Raw genomic sequence first — 18085 nt, forward strand, 5'->3', positions numbered from 1 at the left:
ATAGCATTTAACAATGTGGATATTAACATTCAGCATGTAATCCTTATGCTCATGTCGGGAAATGGTTGTAATATTGCGTTCCAAATTTATTAGCTGTATCAAAATGTAGCCCGCGTTTTTTAAACAAAGGTGAATATAATAGTATATGATTGAGTTACCTGTAATTTCTGCAAATCAAGCCGCTTCCAATAATGAACCCACACCGGGAACAACGGGTGTTAAAAAACCTAATTGGCTACGTGTGAAACTGCCTACGGGCGAAGGTTACAGACATGTAAGAGGGTTGGTCGACACGCATAAATTGCATACTATCTGCGAGAGCGGTAACTGTCCGAATATGGGCGAATGCTGGGGTGCGGGTACGGCAACATTCATGATTCTGGGTAATATCTGTACACGTTCCTGTGGCTTTTGCGCAGTTGCAACGGGCAGGCCTGAAGCGGTGGACTGGGATGAACCGCAACGCGTAGCTGAAGCGATTCATCTGATGAAAGTAAAACATGCGGTTATCACTTCCGTTGACAGGGACGAATTGAAGGACGGCGGCTCTATTATCTGGGCAAATACAATCAAAGCCGTAAAAGCTTTAAATCCTGATACTACATTAGAAACACTGATTCCTGATTTCCGGGGCCAATGGGAAAATCTGGAAAGAATAATAGAAGTGGCGGCAGAAGTGGTTTCTCATAACCTGGAAACAGTAGAAAGACTTACAAGAAAAGTAAGGATACAAGCCAAATATCACAGAAGCCTGGAGGTAATCCGTCGTTTGAAAGAAGGTGGCGTGCGTACCAAAAGCGGTATCATGCTGGGCCTGGGCGAAGAGAAAGAGGAAGTGTTGCAATCATTACAGGATTTGAAAGATAACGGATGCGACGTAGTGACATTGGGCCAATATCTTCAGCCTACATCCAAACATTTACCTGTAGTGCGCTTCGTTCATCCGGATGAATTTGCTTTTTATCGTGAAGAGGGCTATAAAATGGGATTGGATTACGTAGAAAGCGGCCCGTTGGTGAGGTCTTCTTATCACAGTGAGAAACACGTAATTCCAGGATATGGCATTCAAAAATGGCAGGAAGAAAAAATGATTTCTGCCTGATTTCTATATGAGGCTTAATAGCACCCAGAAGTTTTTACTTTTCTTTATTCCTTATTTTATTCTTTACTGCATCTCTTCCCACAATGCATTATTCTGGGACACCGTGCAGTTTGCAGGCGATCACCCCAATTGGTATTTCAGCACCAATTTTCAATATCCTCTTTTACCCAATAGTTGTGATAGCGGGCATCCGCCTACTTTTGGTTTTTTGATTGCTTCAGGCTGGAAAATATTCGGGCGAGGCCTTTTTCAAAGCCATACTTTCATGCTGCCGTTCATTGTATTAATTGTATGGCAGGCGGTTCGTACGGGCGATTTATTATTCTCTGAGAATAAAAAGGCATCATTTGCTTTGTCCTTATTAATCTTAACGCAGAGTATTTTACTGACACAATGTACGTTGGTTTCTCCTGATATCTGGCTTGCAGGATTCTTTCTTTTTACTTTTAACGGAATACTGAAGCAAAATAAGCTTCAGCTTATAATTGGTGTAATAGCATTGGGTTTAATCAGCAACCGGGCTATGATGGCTGCTTTTACGCTATATCTGTTTGCACTTGGTTTTGGTTATACCCCTTCCGTAAAAGGAATAAAACAATGGATTAGTTATGCCTTCTCAAAAGTACTTCCATTTCTTCCCGGAGCCATAATTGCGATTGCTTATTTTTCCTATCATTATCTGGTAAAAGGCTGGGTAGGCGCACCGAAAGATTCGCCCTGGGCAGCGGGCTTTGAGTTTGTAGCGCCACAGCGAATGGTATTGAATGTTTTAATATTAGGCTGGAGGATTGTTGATCTTGGAAACCTGGCCACGGTATCGGCTTTTGTTGTTGTTTGTTTTCTTTGGTGGAAAAATAAAATTGTCTTTCAACAATCCCGGCAGAAGAATATAGCTGTTGCATTATTGGTTTTAATACTTGCTTTATTTTGGATAACGGCTTTTCCGTTGGCGTTATATCAGGGTTTGCTGGCGCATCGTTATTTATTGCCGCTCAATACTTCCATCGTAATTTTCACTGCATATTTATTATTCCATTCGAAAATAAACAGGAAAAATACCTGGATTACTTTACTTGTTCTGGTTCAGCTAAGCGGCCATTTCTGGAACTATCCGCAGCGCGTTTCGCAAGGTTGGGAAGGCCGTTTGGCTTATTTGAATTTCTTTCCCTTGCAAAAGGATTTTAAGGATTTCATGTTGAAGAACGGCATTAAAAAAGAAGAAGTTGCCACTACTGGAAACATGACAGCTTCCGATTACAGAACACAAATGACAAATGATACGGCAGGCTACAAAGATTTTGAAGTGGATTCAGGTAAGTACATCTGGTATTGCAACGTCGCCAATGCAATGAATAAAGCAGTGCCTTATTATTTTGAACACCTGCAGATTTTGAAACGTGAAAAGAGAGGAGATGTGGAAATGGTTTTGTTTAAAAGGCCGGAAGAAGAGTAAAACAAACATTAACAGCAAACGAAACAGTATATGAAAATAGCATTGATTGGTTACGGCAAAATGGGTAAAGCCATTGAAAAAACTGCAATTGAGAGAGGGCATGAAATTGTGCTGAAAATCAAACGTGAAAACCTGCAGGATTTTAATAAGGAAAATCTGTCAAATGCCGATGTAGCCATTGAATTTACTTCACCTGAATCAGCATTAAATAATGTAGTGAAATCGATGGAGTGGGGCGTTCCTGTTGTTTGCGGCAGTACCGGTTGGAATAATAAATTACATATAGCAAAAGAGAAGTGCCTGGAAGTCGGAAGCGCATTTTTACAGGCATCCAATTTTAGTGTAGGGGTCAATATCTTCTTTGAAATCAATAAGCAACTGGCTTCCATTATGAATGACTGGCAGGAATATGATGTTAAGATGGAAGAAGTTCACCATACTGAAAAGAAGGATTCGCCAAGCGGGACGGCAATAACCATAGCAGAGCAGATTCTTGAAAACCTGAAACGCAAAAAACATTGGATAGAAGGTCAGCCGAAGTCGGACGATGAGATATCTATTACTGCTTTTCGTGAACCTAATGTTCCCGGAACACATGTGGTAAAATATGTTTCAGCAATTGATGACATTGAAATTAAACACACCGCTCATTCCCGTGACGGATTTGCTTTAGGCGCTGTTTTAGCTGCCGAATTTGTTCAGCATCGTAAAGGAATATTTACTATGAGCGATGTTTTGATGAAATAATATCTTACCAATAAACATCGGCCTGGTATTAATTAATTAAATTTCTTGCCCGCTTAATCTCAGATTTCCTGATATTTTAAAGCTCTTCAGATTTTCATCGAATATTTGTCCGTCAATTACATTTTGATGGATTTTTTCTATTCTACACTTTATCAGCAGGCCGTTTACAAAGCATAACGTTATCAAAAGATATGCCTACGTATTCAGGGCGTAAAAACATTTGTAATAACGTTATCAAGAAAAATGTTACGTACACAAGGTTTTTTATTTACAGAATTAAATTTACTAATATTTTTATAATATTATTTAACTTTTAAAACGTATAAACATGAAATCAATTAAAACAGCTTTACCCAATGTCTTTGGAAAGACTAAAAACCTACAGCTAATACTGGGAGTTGTAGCAACAGCGGCATTTTCTAATAATTTAAATGCTCAAAACACTTCTTACAACGCCAATACCATTCCTGTTAGCGGTAGTAGTAATTGCGCCTTCGGGTTGTATTCACTTCTATCCAATACAACTGGCATTTGCAATACTGCGGGAGGTTTTTACTCACTTAATGGAAATGTCGGAGGTAATTACAACTCGGCCTTCGGTTATCAGGCGTTATATGGTAATAAGGTTGGTAATAATACGTCAATGGGGTTCAGGTCATCGTATTTAACTACAACCGGTGCCAATAATACTGCTATGGGTTATGGTGCTCTTTATAACAATCATACAGGTTCCAATAATACTGCTATTGGCTATTTAGCAGATGTAGGTTTCGATACTTTATTTAATGCAACGGCAATCGGCAACGGAACAATTGTAAATGCAAGTAATAAAATTAGGATCGGAGATGCCAATATAACCCTAATTGAAGGAGCAGTGCCGTTTACTCCTTCAGATGGCCGTTTTAAGACCAATGTTAAAGAAGAAGATGTAAAAGGATTGGAATTTATCAAGAAGTTAAGACCTGTTGTTTATAATTTTGATACAAAAAAGCTGACAGAATTCTGGACCAGGAATATGCCTGATACCATTCGCAATAAATATATAAATCAGGATTTTACAGCTTCCACTAATATCCGCCAAAGTGGATTTATTGCGCAGGAAGTAGAGCAGGCAGCTAAAGAAGTTCACTATAATTTCAATGGCTTGCATGTGCCTGAAAGCGAAAATGATAACTACAGTATAGCATATAGCCAGTTTGTAATTCCTTTGGTAAAAGGTATGCAGGAACAACAAAAGATGATTGAAGATCAAAAACAAATGATTGATAAATTGCAGCAGCAAATAAATGACATGCAAAAAGGTTTGGGAAGCGCTACAGGAATAGGCAATGCTTTATCTGTTACAGGCGCATCTATGGATCAGAATGTGCCTAATCCTTTTTCTACTGAAACAGTTATCAGCTTTAATTTGCCAAATCAGATTGGTAATGCATACATGACCGTTTACGATTTATCGGGTAAACAAATTAAAACATTGCCAATCAGTAAACGCGGAGCTTCTTCTATTACTATTACATCCGATCAGTTGGAAGCAGGCATGTATATTTATTCAATAGTGGCAGATGGAAAAATTGTAGATTCCAAGAGAATGGTGGTGACAGGTAAATAATTATTTTTTGTAAAAGTAAAAGCCGCTCAACTAATTTGTTGAGCGGCTTTTACTTTGGGTTTATATTGTAATCTACTTTTATTCAAAGCAAATATCACCTCTTCCCTTCAATCTTTGTTTTATTAATTATTGATGAATATTATGCTTGATGTAAGGTTATTTAATTCTTGCGTTATCAAGAAATATGCTACGTTATCAAAAGACACTATATATTTTCATGTAAAAATGTTGCGTTATCAAGATATAATAAGACGTACTCAAATTCTCTATTATTATAAACAATGTGAGTTATTACATTTGATATTCAAAGAGGATGCAGAAAATCTTATAGAGTATGCGTAACTGATTAAATATAGTAATAATGAAAGCACAAACAACATTTACGAAAGTCTTAAAGACTAAGAACTTACAACTTGCCGCAGGCCTGGTTGTTGCTATGACATTTTCTAATCATTTAAATGCTCAAAACAATACATCTTACTCTGATAATGATTTTCCTATAGGGGGAACTAATAACTGTGCAATAGGAGTAGCAGCAATATCCTCAGGTTTTACAACTACAGGAAACACAGCTGTAGGTAGTCGGACACTTACTAATACTTCAGGTAATGATAATGTTGCAATAGGCAATCATGCGCTTCATAATAGTTCTACTGGAAATAACAACGCAGCCAACGGCTCTAATGTTCTTTTTAAAAATACCACTGGTTCCAGTAATGTGGCAAATGGTGCCAATGCAATGTATTCCAATACAGTAGGGACTTACAATACAGCAACTGGCGCCAAAGCACTTTATGCTAATACTGTTGCTAACCGGAATAGTGCCTTTGGTTGGGAAGCACTTGTTGCCGCAAACGGAAATCATAACGCCGCATTTGGGTTTAGGGCCCTGTTTAAAAATACATCAGGTTCCGAAAATACAGGTTGTGGTACAGGGGCTCTTGGTTCTAATACTACCGGAGCCGGTAACAGCAGTCTGGGAACCTGGTCTGATGTGGGGGCAGGTAATTTATCAAACGCAACCGCTATAGGCTATACATCTTTGGTAAACGCAAGCAACAAAGTAAGAATAGGTAATGCTTCTGTAACGGTAATTGAAGGGCAGGTTGCTTATTCATGGCCTTCGGATGGACGTTTTAAAACAAACGTAAAGGAAGAAGATGTAAAAGGGTTGGAATTCATCAAAAAACTAAGGCCGGTGGTATATAATTTCGACACCAGAAAATTTACAGAATTCTGGACAAAGAATATGCCTGAAGATGTTCGCAAAGAGCATTTGAACCAGGATTTCACCGCTTCTACCAATGTACGCCAAAGTGGATTTATTGCCCAGGAAGTGGAAAGTGCAGCAAAAGAAGCTAATTATGATTTTAATGGTGTACACGTTCCTGAGAATGAAAATGATAATTACAGTCTTGCTTACGCCGAATTTGTAGTTCCTTTGGTAAAAGCAGTTCAGGAACAGCAAAAAATAATAGAGGGTTTGCAGCAACAAATAAATGACATGCAAAAAGGCCAGGGAAGCGCTACAGGAATAGGTAATTCTTTATCTGTTACAGGTGCATCTATGGATCAGAATGTGCCTAATCCTTTTTCTACTGAAACAGTTATCAGCTTTAATTTGCCAAATCAGATTGGTAATGCATATATGACCGTTTACGATTTATCGGGCAGGCAAATTAAAACGTTGCCGATCAGCAAACGCGGAGCTTCTTCTATTACTATCACATCCGATCAGCTGGAAGCAGGGATGTATATTTATTCAATAGTGGCAGATGGAAAAATTGTAGATTCCAAAAGAATGGTGGTAACAGGTAAATAATTGTTTTTAATAAAAGTAAAAAGCCGCTCAACAAAAACATTGAGCGGCTTTTATTTTTGTATTTATTTTCTGGCAAAACCTCCTGATTAAATTACCACTGCAGTGCCGGAAGTAACCACCATCATCATGCCGTTTCCGGCTCCCAATGTTTCATAATCAACTTTTACACCGACAATTGCATTGGCGCCTGCCTGCTCGGCACGTTCCCTCATCTCTCTCAGCGATGTTTCACGTGCTTCCATCATCACCCTTTCGTAGGCGCCGCTTCTTCCGCCTATAATGTCACGAATACCTGCAAGTATATCTTTAAAGATATTAGCGCCAATAATGGTCTCGCCAAAAACAATACCCTTATATTCTTTAACAGGCTGACCTTCTATATTATTTGTAGTGGAAATAATCATAACACATTCAAGATTTTATTAGTAAAAATATCGATTAACTTTGACAAACAAATCATTCTTTAAAAAATAAATTATCATAGATAATTGCAAGATTATGTCAGGATTCACAACAGTAGAATGCCCGCGTGATGCGATGCAGGGCTGGGAGCACTTTATACCTACAGAAAAGAAAATAGCTTATCTGAATCAGTTGCTGAAAGTTGGTTTCGATGTATTGGATTTCGGTTCTTTCGTCAGTTCAAAAGCTATTCCGCAATTAGCCGATACACATGAGGTAGTCCGCAAACTGGATATGAGCAATACTCAAACCAAATTATTGGCGATCATTGCAAACACACGTGGCGCACAGGATGCAGTACAGTACGACGAAATCAGCTACCTTGGTTTTCCTTTCTCTATTTCGGAAACATTTCAACTGCGCAATACCAATAAAACCATTTTGGAATCATTAAAGCAAGTAGAGGAAATCCAGCAGCTTTGTATAGCGCACAATAAAAAATTAGTGATATACATTTCGATGGGTTTCGGTAATCCTTATGGTGATGCGTACAGTACGGAAATTGCCATCCATTGGTTTAAAAAACTAAATGAAATGGGTATTGAAATCATTGCAATGTCCGATACAGTCGGTGTTGCAAAACCCGATACTATCGAATATATTTATAAACATCTGGTTCCCGAATTTCCGGGTGTAGCTATCGGTGCGCATTTTCATTCAACTCCGGATGCATGGGAAGAGAAACTGGATGCAGCATATAAAAATGGTTGCCGCCGGTATGACAGCTCTATAAAAGGCATCGGCGGTTGCCCGATGGCCGAAGATGATTTGGTAGGAAATATCGCCACGGAAAATGTTTTGCAATGGGCAATGAAAAATAATATTGACCTCAACCTGAACAGAGATGAATTTGCAAAATCAATGATAATGGCAAATGAAGTTTTTATTTAAATAAGACAATCCTGCAAGGTTTTAAAAACCTTATAGGACTTAACCGGAGGTATGATATTTGATTCCAATCCATCGCTGACAGATAATTAATAGTATGATAAAATCAGGTTTGTACCGCCTTGGGAAATTTGGTTATATTTGAATAAGTAACTCCATTTAATCAACTTCAAAAACTAAAGACATGATCGTACAATCCCTTCTTGGTGAATTCCTGCATGAAGCAGAAAACACGCGTAAATTATTGAATGCAATACCTGACGATGCTTTAGATTGGAAACCAAGTGAAACCAGTTGGACAACAGGACAGTTGGCAAGCCATATTGCTGAAATATATAACTGGTATGATGTCACTTTACATCAGGATGTGTTTGATATGGCTACTTATAAGTATGATAAAGGAGATATCAGCAAAGCTTCCAACATTGTTGCAAAATTTGAAGAAAATGTAAAGAAAGCACAGGAAAGCCTTGAAGCTGCAAAAGATGAAAACATGATGAACGAATGGAAAATGACAATGGGCAGCGATGAACCTGTTTTTCCGGTAATGCCGCGCGCCATAGTTGCAAGAGGCTTTTTGATGAACCACTTATATCATCATCGTGGAGAAATGATTGTTTACCTGCGCTCTACCGGAAATAAAGTACCTGGTCTGTACGGACCAACGTACGAAGAAAGCATGAGATAATTTTTCTGCTGAATAAAAAATAAACGCCTTTGACATTCAAAGGCGTTTATTTTTTTAATATCCCTTACCCCTGTTTTAAAGCTGCGCTCATCTGATAAATTTCATAATTGCTCATACCATTTGCCGGGTCATTGGCAATTAAATGATCCAGATATTCTTTACTGTCAACCGCAGCCACTGCAATGCCATAAATACCATTTGGATCAAAAACAGGCCCCTGAACAATTATTGTGCCATCATTTACATAAGGCAGCCAATAAGCAATATGCTCTTCCATAATAAGCCTTTCATCAAATGTCATGTCAGTGCCGAAAGTTGGCCTTGGCGGATTCAGTTTTAAAAAGAAATATTGTTTGTTCATTGCTGATATTGATAAATTTAAGTGCGAAATTTCCTGCTCCGGACAATTGTGTTTGGAATTTGTGGCTAAGTTAATGACATTGCCATTGAATTGTATTGATTTGACAGATATGAACCTATTTTGATACTATTATTATCATGAAAGTGAATTTATTTAATTTAAATGTAAATTTAATCGTCAAATTAATTAATTAAATTACCAAATAAGTTAATAAAATTACCAAATTAGTTAATTAAATTGCTAAATAAGTTAATTATAGTAACAAATTTGATGCTATGATTGAAAAAAATGTTTAATGAATTGAATTGACGTTCCATAAAATTGCATCTATATACTATTAAGGTAGAATGAAAACAGAGATGCCGGATAGCAAAGCTTTGAGAGCTTAAGTTTAACGATATGGAATAAATGTCTCTTTAGATTACATTGAAATATTCTTCCGATTTAAATATTTATTTCTCAAGCATAATTTAAATATCAGTAAAATTGAATAAATTGCACATCGCAAAAATTATAAAATTCTAATTATTAATCAGTAAATGAGAAAAACGACCTTTTGGAGCATGACTTCATGCTTGATTGCTATGGCATTTATTACGCCATCTGTTAGTAATGCACAGCATAAGAGTGTGATAGGCATCAATATTGCTAATGAGAAGCAGCTGCACAACATCACATCTTATTCCCTATTTGAAAAAAGCAGTTTTTCCGATGCGGCCATAAATAAAGAAATTAAGAATGTTGTTTACCTTAAACTAAACAAACAAGTACTGCAAAAAATAATGGATGATAAAAATGCGTTGATTTCTATTGCTTTACCTTCAAATGATGGCGGAACAAAACAATTGACGCTTAATAATTATAATATCCTTGATGAAGGATTTAAAGTATATGAAAGAGGTGCAGATGGAATTAAAAAAGCTGTGAATGTGCCAATGGGCCAATTTTACAGGGGCATTGTAGAAGGTGCTGCAAATTCCCTTGCCGGTTTCACCTTTCAGAATAATAGTGTTGCCGCCGTATTCAGCACTGTTGATGATGGTAATTACAACCTTGTCTTAAATTACCATAATCCGGGAGCTGATAATGATGAATATATTTTATTTCGTGAAAGAGATATAGTAAATGGTAAAGGATTCAAATGCGGTGTTGATGAATCTGCAAATAGCATTAAAGTGAATGATGAAGGTGACGCCGCCGGTAAAAATGCCTTTAACAGCTGCCATAAACTAAGGGTATCTATGCATGGCGATTATAAATTGTATCAGAGAAACGGCAGTAATCTGGCTAATTCAACAGCTTATTTAACCTTGCTCTTCAATATGGATGCGATATTATACAATAATGAAGGTATTAATGCCGTATTGTCTGAAATCGTTGTCCATACAGCACCAGACGGATATACTTTTGGTGGCTCTGATGAAGTATTGGTAAAATTTGCCGCAGAAACACTGACAAACTTTGACGGCGACATTGCTCAGATGGTAACGGGCTACAGGCAAAACGGCTGGGCTCCTTTAGGTGGCCTTGCCTGGATCGATGTATTATGTCAGGCGCCTTTCAAACAAATTGATCAGCAATCCGGAGATACTATTTGGGTCGGACCGTATAGTATGGTTGATAACAACATTATAAACGATATTGAACAAGTCCCCGTTTATTCCTGGGACGTAGAAGCCTCCACGCATGAAATGGGTCATAACATCGGTTCTCCGCATACGCAAAGCTGTACCTGGCCCGGCGGTGCAATAGATGATTGTTATCCTGTAGAAGGTAGTTGTTCTCCCGGCCCTCACCCCGGCCCTAATGAAGGAACTATTATGAGTTATTGCCACCTGGATAATTCTGTAGGTATCGGATTTGCATTCGGTTTCGGACCATTACCGGGCAATAGAATCAGAAGCAGAATTGCATCCAAATCTTGCCTTTCGTCCTTCAAACCTACTACTACATTAACCGTTGCGAATACAGAAAGAATTGCAAACCGTCAATGTAATGATGGTGACTGGACTTATTTCTACTATGATAATAATACTGCTGATGAGACTGATGATGAATTACTGTTAATGCTGGATGCCAACGGACAGAGTATCGGTGATGTGGACGTAACGGGTATGGTAGTGAAAATGACAACACAAGGTTATGGCAGCAATACAGGAAGAGCAACTACAGCGCCTTACGGAACAGGAAGCTGGACAGAGTTTAACAGAACATGGAGCGTAACATTGCCTTCTTCAGTAACACAACCTGACGCTGCGGTAGGCGTTCGTTTTCCTTATACCAATCAGGATGTGCTGGATGTAAAAGGTACTTATGCCAATGCTACGGAAACCACATTAAAAGTCGTGACATTCAATAATCAGGCTGCAGCCGGAAGTCCGGCAACAGCAACATCAAATGATGTGAATTTTTATACCAATACTACAGGTTCTGCAAGTGCGACCAAATGGAAAAAAGGAACAGTTGGTAACTATAATTACGCAGAGTTTATAACCAACTCCGGTATTTTTGGTGGCAGCATGGGCTTCAAAGATGGCGAAACTGCGATAGGCAACGTAAAAGAAACGGGTGTATTGTCAATTTATCCTAATCCGGCATATTCAGTGTTAAATGTTCAGGTACCGGAAAACCTTAAAGCAAATGAATCGATCATTACCATCGTTGATAATCTTGGCAGAGTTATGAACGTGAATGCAAATAAAAACGGCAACCGTCTTTCTATTGATATTTCCCAATTGAGCGCAGGTGTTTATTGCATTCGTCTGTTAAATAACGGACAAGGCTTTAATGGCTATTTTGTGAAAAAATAATTACTGTTATTCTTTACGCTTAATAATAAAAGAGGATTTGGGTTTTAACCCAAATCCTCTTTTATTTTCTTTCAGCATTGCATATGCTCATTTGGCGCAACTCCAAATATATGCGTGAATTTAACCCGGGTTGATCAGGAATTTTCTTCACGTAGTTCCGGAAATTTCCTTGCATTATTTGCCATTGCCAATTGCCGTCTGCTTCTTTTGTTAATCACCCATACAGCCAATATACCTAACATACCGCCAACCATTGTGTTCCATCGTATCATTTCGCTGATGGCTATAAACGATGATAAAGCAGCGGCAAAGGGTACGATATAAATAAAAGTGCTTGTTTTTTCCGCTCCCATTTTTGTAGTGGCATAAAAGAAGAATGTAGTAGCAAGACCTGTATTTACGACAGCGTTGAAGAACATGTTGAGCCAGAACTTTATATCTCCTGCCATAATTATATGCCCGATAGCATGGAAATCGACTAAAAATGAAAGCATTACAATGCAGCACAGATACATCCATAAGCTAAAGGCCAATGGCGAACCATAGCGGCTTGATTGGGCTGTAACCCTGCTCAGTGTAGCCCAAACTAAAGTTGAACAAATAAAAAATAAATTTCCTGACTGAAAAATAAGTGTAATATGGTTCCATACACTCAGTAATATGCAACCGGCCAGCAAACCTACTGCCAGTCCTATAGCTTCCTTGGTATCCGGTTTCCTCTTTTTTATAATCAACACCAAAAGATAGGAAACGATAGGTGTCATAGTGGTTACTAATACGCCTCCTGCACCGGGCATGCCTTTGAGTATGCCGGTGAAAAAAAGTATGCTGTACAATGCAATTAAAGCAGCTGCGAACAAAAGGGAAGGAAAGGCTTTTTTATTGATTGACAGCCTGACTCTCATTATCAGAAACAATATCAGCAAAGAAGTGAACGTGAAAATGAAACGCAGAAATGCAATTTCAAGTGGTTTGCCGTAATGTGACAGTACTTTTGCGCTTGGCCAGCTCATGCCCCATATCAGCATACTGACAATTACGCCTGTAATGAGGAAGCTTTTGGTTTTGGGAATTGGAAACATGTGTGCGAAAATAATACAAGATTTTTATTTATTTTTTGCTTTGACATGCTTCTTTATGCAGTTTATGGAATAGCTGTTATACAGAATAGCAGCGGGTGCACAGAATTTCTTTAAGGAGAATATTATTAAAAATAAACAGCCATTCCTTTGAAATGAGGAATGGCTGTTTGATAATACCGGATTATGGTTGTTTTTATTTTACTTCCTGCATTAATTTCTTAACCAATGGAGATATGATAATAAGGACGATTCCTGCAATCAATGCATATAATGCCAGTTGTTTATAGCCGTCAGTATATGTAATCAGCTTTTGAGCAAGACTGTCATTTTCTCCGCCTTTTGATAATCCTGCGCCAAGAATGCCTGCTACATATTGTCCGTAAGCACTTGCCAAAAACCACATACCCATCATAACACCCTGCAATGGTTTAGGCGATAATTTGGTCATGATAGAAAGTCCTATTGGTGATAAACATAGTTCCCCGAATGTAATTACCAGATAGGCTACGGTAAACACATCAAGGCTTGCAATACCCGCAGTAGCAAAGAATTTGGTTGCAAAGAAAGTATAAAACGCACCTGCAAGGAAAATAAAACCTAAACCGAACTTTACTACTGTATTCGGTTCGATTTTCTTTTTAGCCATGCCAAGCCATATCAAGCCGACAATTGGTGCGAAGATGATTACGAATAAGGAATTGGCTGCGTTGTTTACACCGTTAGGGTCTAAAGTAAATACACCTAATAATTTGTCGTCAAGATTTTTCGCAGCAAATAAACTTAAAGAGCCTCCGCTTTGTTCAAAGAATGCCCAGAAAAGAATAGAGAATATGATAAACACCAAAGCTGCCATCAGTTTCTTACGCTCGGAAACAGAATATTTACTCATTTCATAGAAAAGATAAATTAACGTGCATGGTCCGATGATATACATAAACCAGTCTGTATATTCTGTTTTGGCAACCATAGTCATTATTACAGGAATAATAGCCAGCGATCCAATGTAAACTGCATATTCATACCATTTCTTGCCATTGGATGGTTTAGCTGTCTGTATGCTTGCTACTTCAGGTTTAATGGTTTCGAAGCCTGAAGTTTCTTCCAGTTCTTTTTCCCTGCTATCATTCTTAAATGGAGAAAGACCAATAGGGCCAAGGCTTTTTTGAGTGAAGATGAATGTAAGCAAACTGATAGTCATTACGATACCAGCCAAACCAAAAGCAAGGTGCCATGAATAGTTTTTACCGATGGCAATACAAGCGTAACCTCCAATCAACGCTCCGATGTTGATGCCGGAATAGAAAAGGGAAAAGCCTGCATCTCTGCGTTCATCATTCTTTTTATATAATGAACCAACCATTGTGGAGATATTCGGCTTGAAAAAGCCTGTTCCTATAATAGTGAAACTAATACCTAAGAAGAAGAATTTTTCGGGATCGAATGATAATATCGCGCTTCCGACAATCATCAGAATCCCGCCCCAGAAAAGTGATTTTCTGAAACCAAGGATTTTATCGGCAAACAAGCCGCCAATAAATGTAAAGGCATATACAAAAGCCTGTGTTGCTCCATATTGAAGATTGGCAACATCATCTGCCATCATCAAATGCGTAACCATGAAATAAGTGAGCATGCCACGCATACCATAAAAACAGAAGCGTTCCCACATTTCACTGAAGAACAAATACCAAAGCTGTTTAGGGTACTTGCCTTTAAAATTTTGAATTTCGTCGAGCGTTAGTTGTTGTTCCATATAATTAACCTTTCTAAAAATAAAATTATTAAAATAAAAAAAGCCTCTCAAAAGCTTGAGAGGCTTTGCAATCAGTATATATTAACGCACACCATGCATCATCCTCACAATTACTTTATTCAATAAAATAAGCAGAAGGCCGCAAACAATTACGAAACCTGAAATATAAGTGAATACTTCGCCGGCACCCAGTTTTTCAACTGTTGCAGCAAGGAAGCCTCCAATAAAATTTGCTACAGACGAAGCTAAGAGCCAAACTGCCATTAATACAGAAGCCAGTCTTGGTGGTGATAATTTTGTTACAACCGAAAGTCCAACAGGAGAAAGGCAAAGCTCACCAATGGTATGAATAAAATAAGTCATTACCAACCACATCAAACCAGCTTTGTTTGCAATATCAGCGATATCACCATGCGCTTTACGTTCTGCAACTGCACCTAACATAAACCAGAAACCTACACCAAGGATAACCATTCCAAGACCCATTTTTAACGGAGTAGAAAGTTTTTTTCCCCATTTAGAGCTCCAGAATGCTGCAAAGATTGGAGCCAATGCAACAATAAAGATTGGATTAATAGACTGGAAGAAGGAAGTAGGGATTTCGTAACCAAAGAAATGACGGTCGATGAATTTATCAGTATACAATGAGATAGAAGAACCTGCCTGCTCAAAACCGGCCCAGAAGAATACGGCAAAACAGAAGAAAATAAATATTACGCTGATTCTTTGTTTTTCTGCTTTAGGATCAACAACCTCTTTATTTGCTTCTGGCAAAATGGTCCCTTCAACTAACGATGGGTTTGTTTCATCTAAAGCTGCAGTATCTTTAATGGTTTCTAAAGATGGATGTCCCGGCCTTAAACCTAAACTGCCCAAATGTTTTTTTGCGAGTGAATTGAATAAAATCTGTCCGATTAACATACCAATGCCTGCTGCAAGGAAACCATATTTGTAACCATAGCTTACAATGTTGCCCGCTGCATCTTTTGTAGAAAAGATATTATCAGTAAGTAAACCAATGATTAACGGAGCAATTAATGCACCCAGGTTAATACCCATGTAGAAAATAGAAAATGCTGAATCTCTTCTGCTATCTCCCTGAGGATATAAGCCGCCCACAAGTGTGGAAATATTTGGTTTAAAAAATCCGTTACCAATAATCAGAAGGAATAAACCTAAATACATTCCGGTATGTGTGTTGATGGCAAATAATGTGAATTGCCCCAACATCATTACAATACCACCGATTGTAATCGCATTTCGCTGACCTATAAATTTATCAGCTAACCAACCACCGATTAATGGTGTGAAATAAACAAGACCTGTAAAATAACCATACAGCAAACTGGCCTGAGAAGTGTCAATAGCAAGACCACCTTCGATATATGCTTTTGTTAAATACAAAATCAGGATAGCCCGCATTCCGTAATAACTGAATCGCTCCCACATTTCAGTGAAGAACAACAGGTATAGCCCGGAAGGGTGTCCTTTTTTCTGGCCGTTTAAATCATTTGCTGTAATTGTTTGCGACATGCTACGTATTTGTATTTTTTCTAAAATAAATAAAAATTCGTTGCCAAGATAGGCAATTATTTAATAGACGCGCTTGCTGTGGAAAAAATTACCCCCAATTTTCACCCGCTACTTTAATCCCTTCTCCAGCATGACCTTGTTCAACCATTTAATGAGCATCAACAACAGCAAAGTGGCGCCTACACAAAGACCGAAGTTCATCAGGAAAAAATGCGCTTTGTTGTCGAACCCTTCCCATAATCCCGAAAGCATTCCCGAAAGCTTATTGCCAACAGAAGTGCTGAGGAACCAGCCACCCATCAATAAAGAAGTAAGTCTTGGCGGGCTTAATTTTGATACCAGCGATAAACCCATTGGCGAAAGACAGAGTTCGCCAAAACTGATGACACAATAACTCATTATCAGCCACCAGCTGCTTGCTTTTTCATCTCCTATCTGAGTTGCGGAAACTGCTGCTACCATCACCAATGCTGACAGACCGGTTACAAATAATCCTATTGCAATCTTTGCCGGAGTGCTCGGTTCCTTTTTCCTGCGGCGCAGCATACCCCAGATACCCACTACAACAGGTGTTAAAACAACCACCCAAAAAGGATTGATACTTTGATATAATTCTGTGGAATATAATAACAACGATTTTCCGGGTTCAGGCCTTTGTGCTGCAGGAAGGTTAGAATAATAGGTGCCTGCAATCTGGTCAGGATTATAGGTTGCATGTTGTGCCATTCCTATTTTATCTGCGGCATTGCCTAAAGCGGCAGGCATTTCCCTGTTGGTGTAATCTTTAGCCCAGATAGTCAAGGCATCACCATTCTGATGAAATACAGCCCAGAATATAATTACGCAAAAGAATACAGCCAGCAAAGCACCAATACCATTCTTATCTTCGGGAGCAGCACGTGACCATAGGGAAGTATAGAAAATAATGACCGGAATACAACCAAACAAAAAAGCATCATTGCTTGGTGTACCGAAAATAGTATGGCCTAAAAAATGGGTCGGCAATAAAAATCCCAGAACACCGAAAACTACCATGGGTAAAAGCACAAGCCCGAATATCTTAGCCAAAGACATATCTTCTTTTTGTGCAGGCTTCTTTATATCAGCAGCCACAAGATGCTTGCTTCCGCTTATAAATGTCAGGACACCGATAATCATTCCTACACCTGCTGCTCCGAAAGCCCAGCCCCAGCCTAAATTATTGCGCATATAGGCTGCTACGAAATTGCAGACAAAAGCTCCGATATTGATGCCCATATAAAAGATATTGTAACCGGAATCTTTATTGGCCCTGAAACGGTCATCATTATATAAGTTGCCAACTAAAGTGGAGATGTTAGGCTTGAAAAATCCATTGCCTAAAATGATCAGCAATAAAGAAATATAAAAGAACTGTGTACCCGGCATGGAAAGCCCGATATATCCGCAAGCCATCAGAAGGCCGCCGATAATAATTGATTTTCTGTAACCTAAAACCCTGTCGGCCAGCAAACCTCCGATGAAAGGCGTGAGATAAACAAGACCGAGGTAAGTACCGTATATGTCAGATTTCTTTTCAGGTGAAAATCCCATGCCGCCATTCTGAACCGTATCAATCATATACAAGGAAAAGATACCCAGCATAAGGTAATAGCCAAAACGTTCCCAAAGCTCTGTGAAGAATAAAATGTATAAACCACGGGGATGTTTATTCTTTGTTTCTGCTTGTAAATGATTCGGCATTTGCTATATTTTTCGTTTTCTGAAATTATTTGACGTAAACAAATATATGAATG

Annotated in this window: 14 protein-coding genes; 8 read left to right on the forward strand and 6 right to left on the reverse strand. The window is 38.5% G+C overall.

The window, feature by feature from the left end; genetic code table 11:
* Positions 1-145: 145 nt before the first annotated feature.
* The 5 genes from lipA (at position 146) to F0919_RS15045 (ending at position 6733) form a co-directional block, all read left to right on the forward strand.
* Positions 146-1102, forward strand: a complete 957-nt coding sequence (gene lipA / locus F0919_RS15025) for a lipoyl synthase (protein ID WP_150033613.1) — start codon at positions 146-148, stop codon at positions 1100-1102.
* A gap of 7 nt (positions 1103-1109) precedes the next feature.
* Entirely contained in the window at positions 1110-2555 is a 1446-nt protein-coding gene (locus tag F0919_RS15030) for a hypothetical protein (RefSeq protein ID WP_150033614.1), read from the forward strand.
* 30 nt (positions 2556-2585) lie between these two features.
* A complete protein-coding gene (gene dapB / locus F0919_RS15035) occupies positions 2586-3302 on the forward strand; it encodes a 4-hydroxy-tetrahydrodipicolinate reductase (RefSeq protein ID WP_150033615.1) in 717 nt (238 codons plus the stop codon).
* A 328-nt stretch (positions 3303-3630) separates the two neighbouring features.
* Positions 3631-4911 (forward strand): tail fiber domain-containing protein, encoded by a 1281-nt coding sequence (locus tag F0919_RS15040; protein ID WP_150033616.1) that lies wholly within the window; start codon positions 3631-3633, stop codon positions 4909-4911.
* 361 nt (positions 4912-5272) lie between these two features.
* Positions 5273-6733 carry a tail fiber domain-containing protein gene (locus F0919_RS15045; protein WP_150033617.1) on the forward strand — a complete coding sequence of 487 codons (1461 nt, stop codon included), beginning with the start codon at positions 5273-5275 and terminating at the stop codon, positions 6731-6733.
* Between the two features lie 86 nt (positions 6734-6819).
* Here the strand turns inward: F0919_RS15045 and F0919_RS15050 are convergent, their stop codons facing one another.
* Positions 6820-7137: a heavy metal-binding domain-containing protein gene (locus tag F0919_RS15050; RefSeq protein ID WP_150033618.1), complete on the reverse strand. Its 318-nt coding sequence runs from the start codon at positions 7135-7137 to the stop codon at positions 6820-6822.
* A gap of 94 nt (positions 7138-7231) precedes the next feature.
* Between F0919_RS15050 and F0919_RS15055 the strand changes: the two genes are divergently transcribed.
* Both F0919_RS15055 and F0919_RS15060 read left to right on the forward strand, forming a co-directional pair.
* Complete coding sequence (locus tag F0919_RS15055; protein ID WP_150033619.1) at positions 7232-8086, forward strand: beta/alpha barrel domain-containing protein; 855 nt, start codon at positions 7232-7234, stop codon at positions 8084-8086.
* A 181-nt stretch (positions 8087-8267) separates the two neighbouring features.
* A complete protein-coding gene (locus F0919_RS15060; RefSeq protein WP_150033620.1) occupies positions 8268-8771 on the forward strand; it encodes a DinB family protein in 504 nt (167 codons plus the stop codon).
* 64 nt (positions 8772-8835) lie between these two features.
* On the opposite strand, the gene F0919_RS15065 is transcribed toward F0919_RS15060, so the two are convergent.
* Positions 8836-9132, reverse strand: coding sequence for a YciI family protein (locus tag F0919_RS15065; protein ID WP_150033621.1), 297 nt, complete (start codon positions 9130-9132; stop codon positions 8836-8838).
* Between the two features lie 563 nt (positions 9133-9695).
* On the opposite strand from F0919_RS15065, the gene F0919_RS15070 reads away from it, so the two are divergent.
* Entirely contained in the window at positions 9696-11942 is a 2247-nt protein-coding gene (locus F0919_RS15070) for a zinc-dependent metalloprotease (RefSeq protein WP_190277405.1), read from the forward strand.
* A gap of 134 nt (positions 11943-12076) precedes the next feature.
* Here F0919_RS15070 and F0919_RS15075 read toward each other — a convergent pair whose 3' ends face one another.
* The 4 genes from F0919_RS15075 to F0919_RS15090 all read right to left on the reverse strand — a co-directional run bounded on the left by F0919_RS15075 (position 12077) and on the right by F0919_RS15090 (position 18032).
* On the reverse strand, positions 12077-13024 hold the full coding sequence (locus F0919_RS15075; protein WP_150033623.1) for a DMT family transporter: 948 nt from the start codon (positions 13022-13024) through the stop codon (positions 12077-12079).
* A gap of 193 nt (positions 13025-13217) precedes the next feature.
* Positions 13218-14777, reverse strand: a complete 1560-nt coding sequence (locus tag F0919_RS15080) for a peptide MFS transporter (protein WP_150033624.1) — start codon at positions 14775-14777, stop codon at positions 13218-13220.
* A gap of 81 nt (positions 14778-14858) precedes the next feature.
* Entirely contained in the window at positions 14859-16310 is a 1452-nt protein-coding gene (locus tag F0919_RS15085) for a peptide MFS transporter (RefSeq protein ID WP_150033625.1), read from the reverse strand.
* Between the two features lie 108 nt (positions 16311-16418).
* Positions 16419-18032 (reverse strand): peptide MFS transporter, encoded by a 1614-nt coding sequence (locus F0919_RS15090; RefSeq protein WP_150033626.1) that lies wholly within the window; start codon positions 18030-18032, stop codon positions 16419-16421.
* Positions 18033-18085 lie beyond the last annotated feature (53 nt).

Origin of the sequence: Taibaiella lutea (genome assembly GCF_008629695.1) — a bacterium.
Taxonomy (GTDB): domain Bacteria; phylum Bacteroidota; class Bacteroidia; order Chitinophagales; family Chitinophagaceae; genus Taibaiella; species Taibaiella lutea.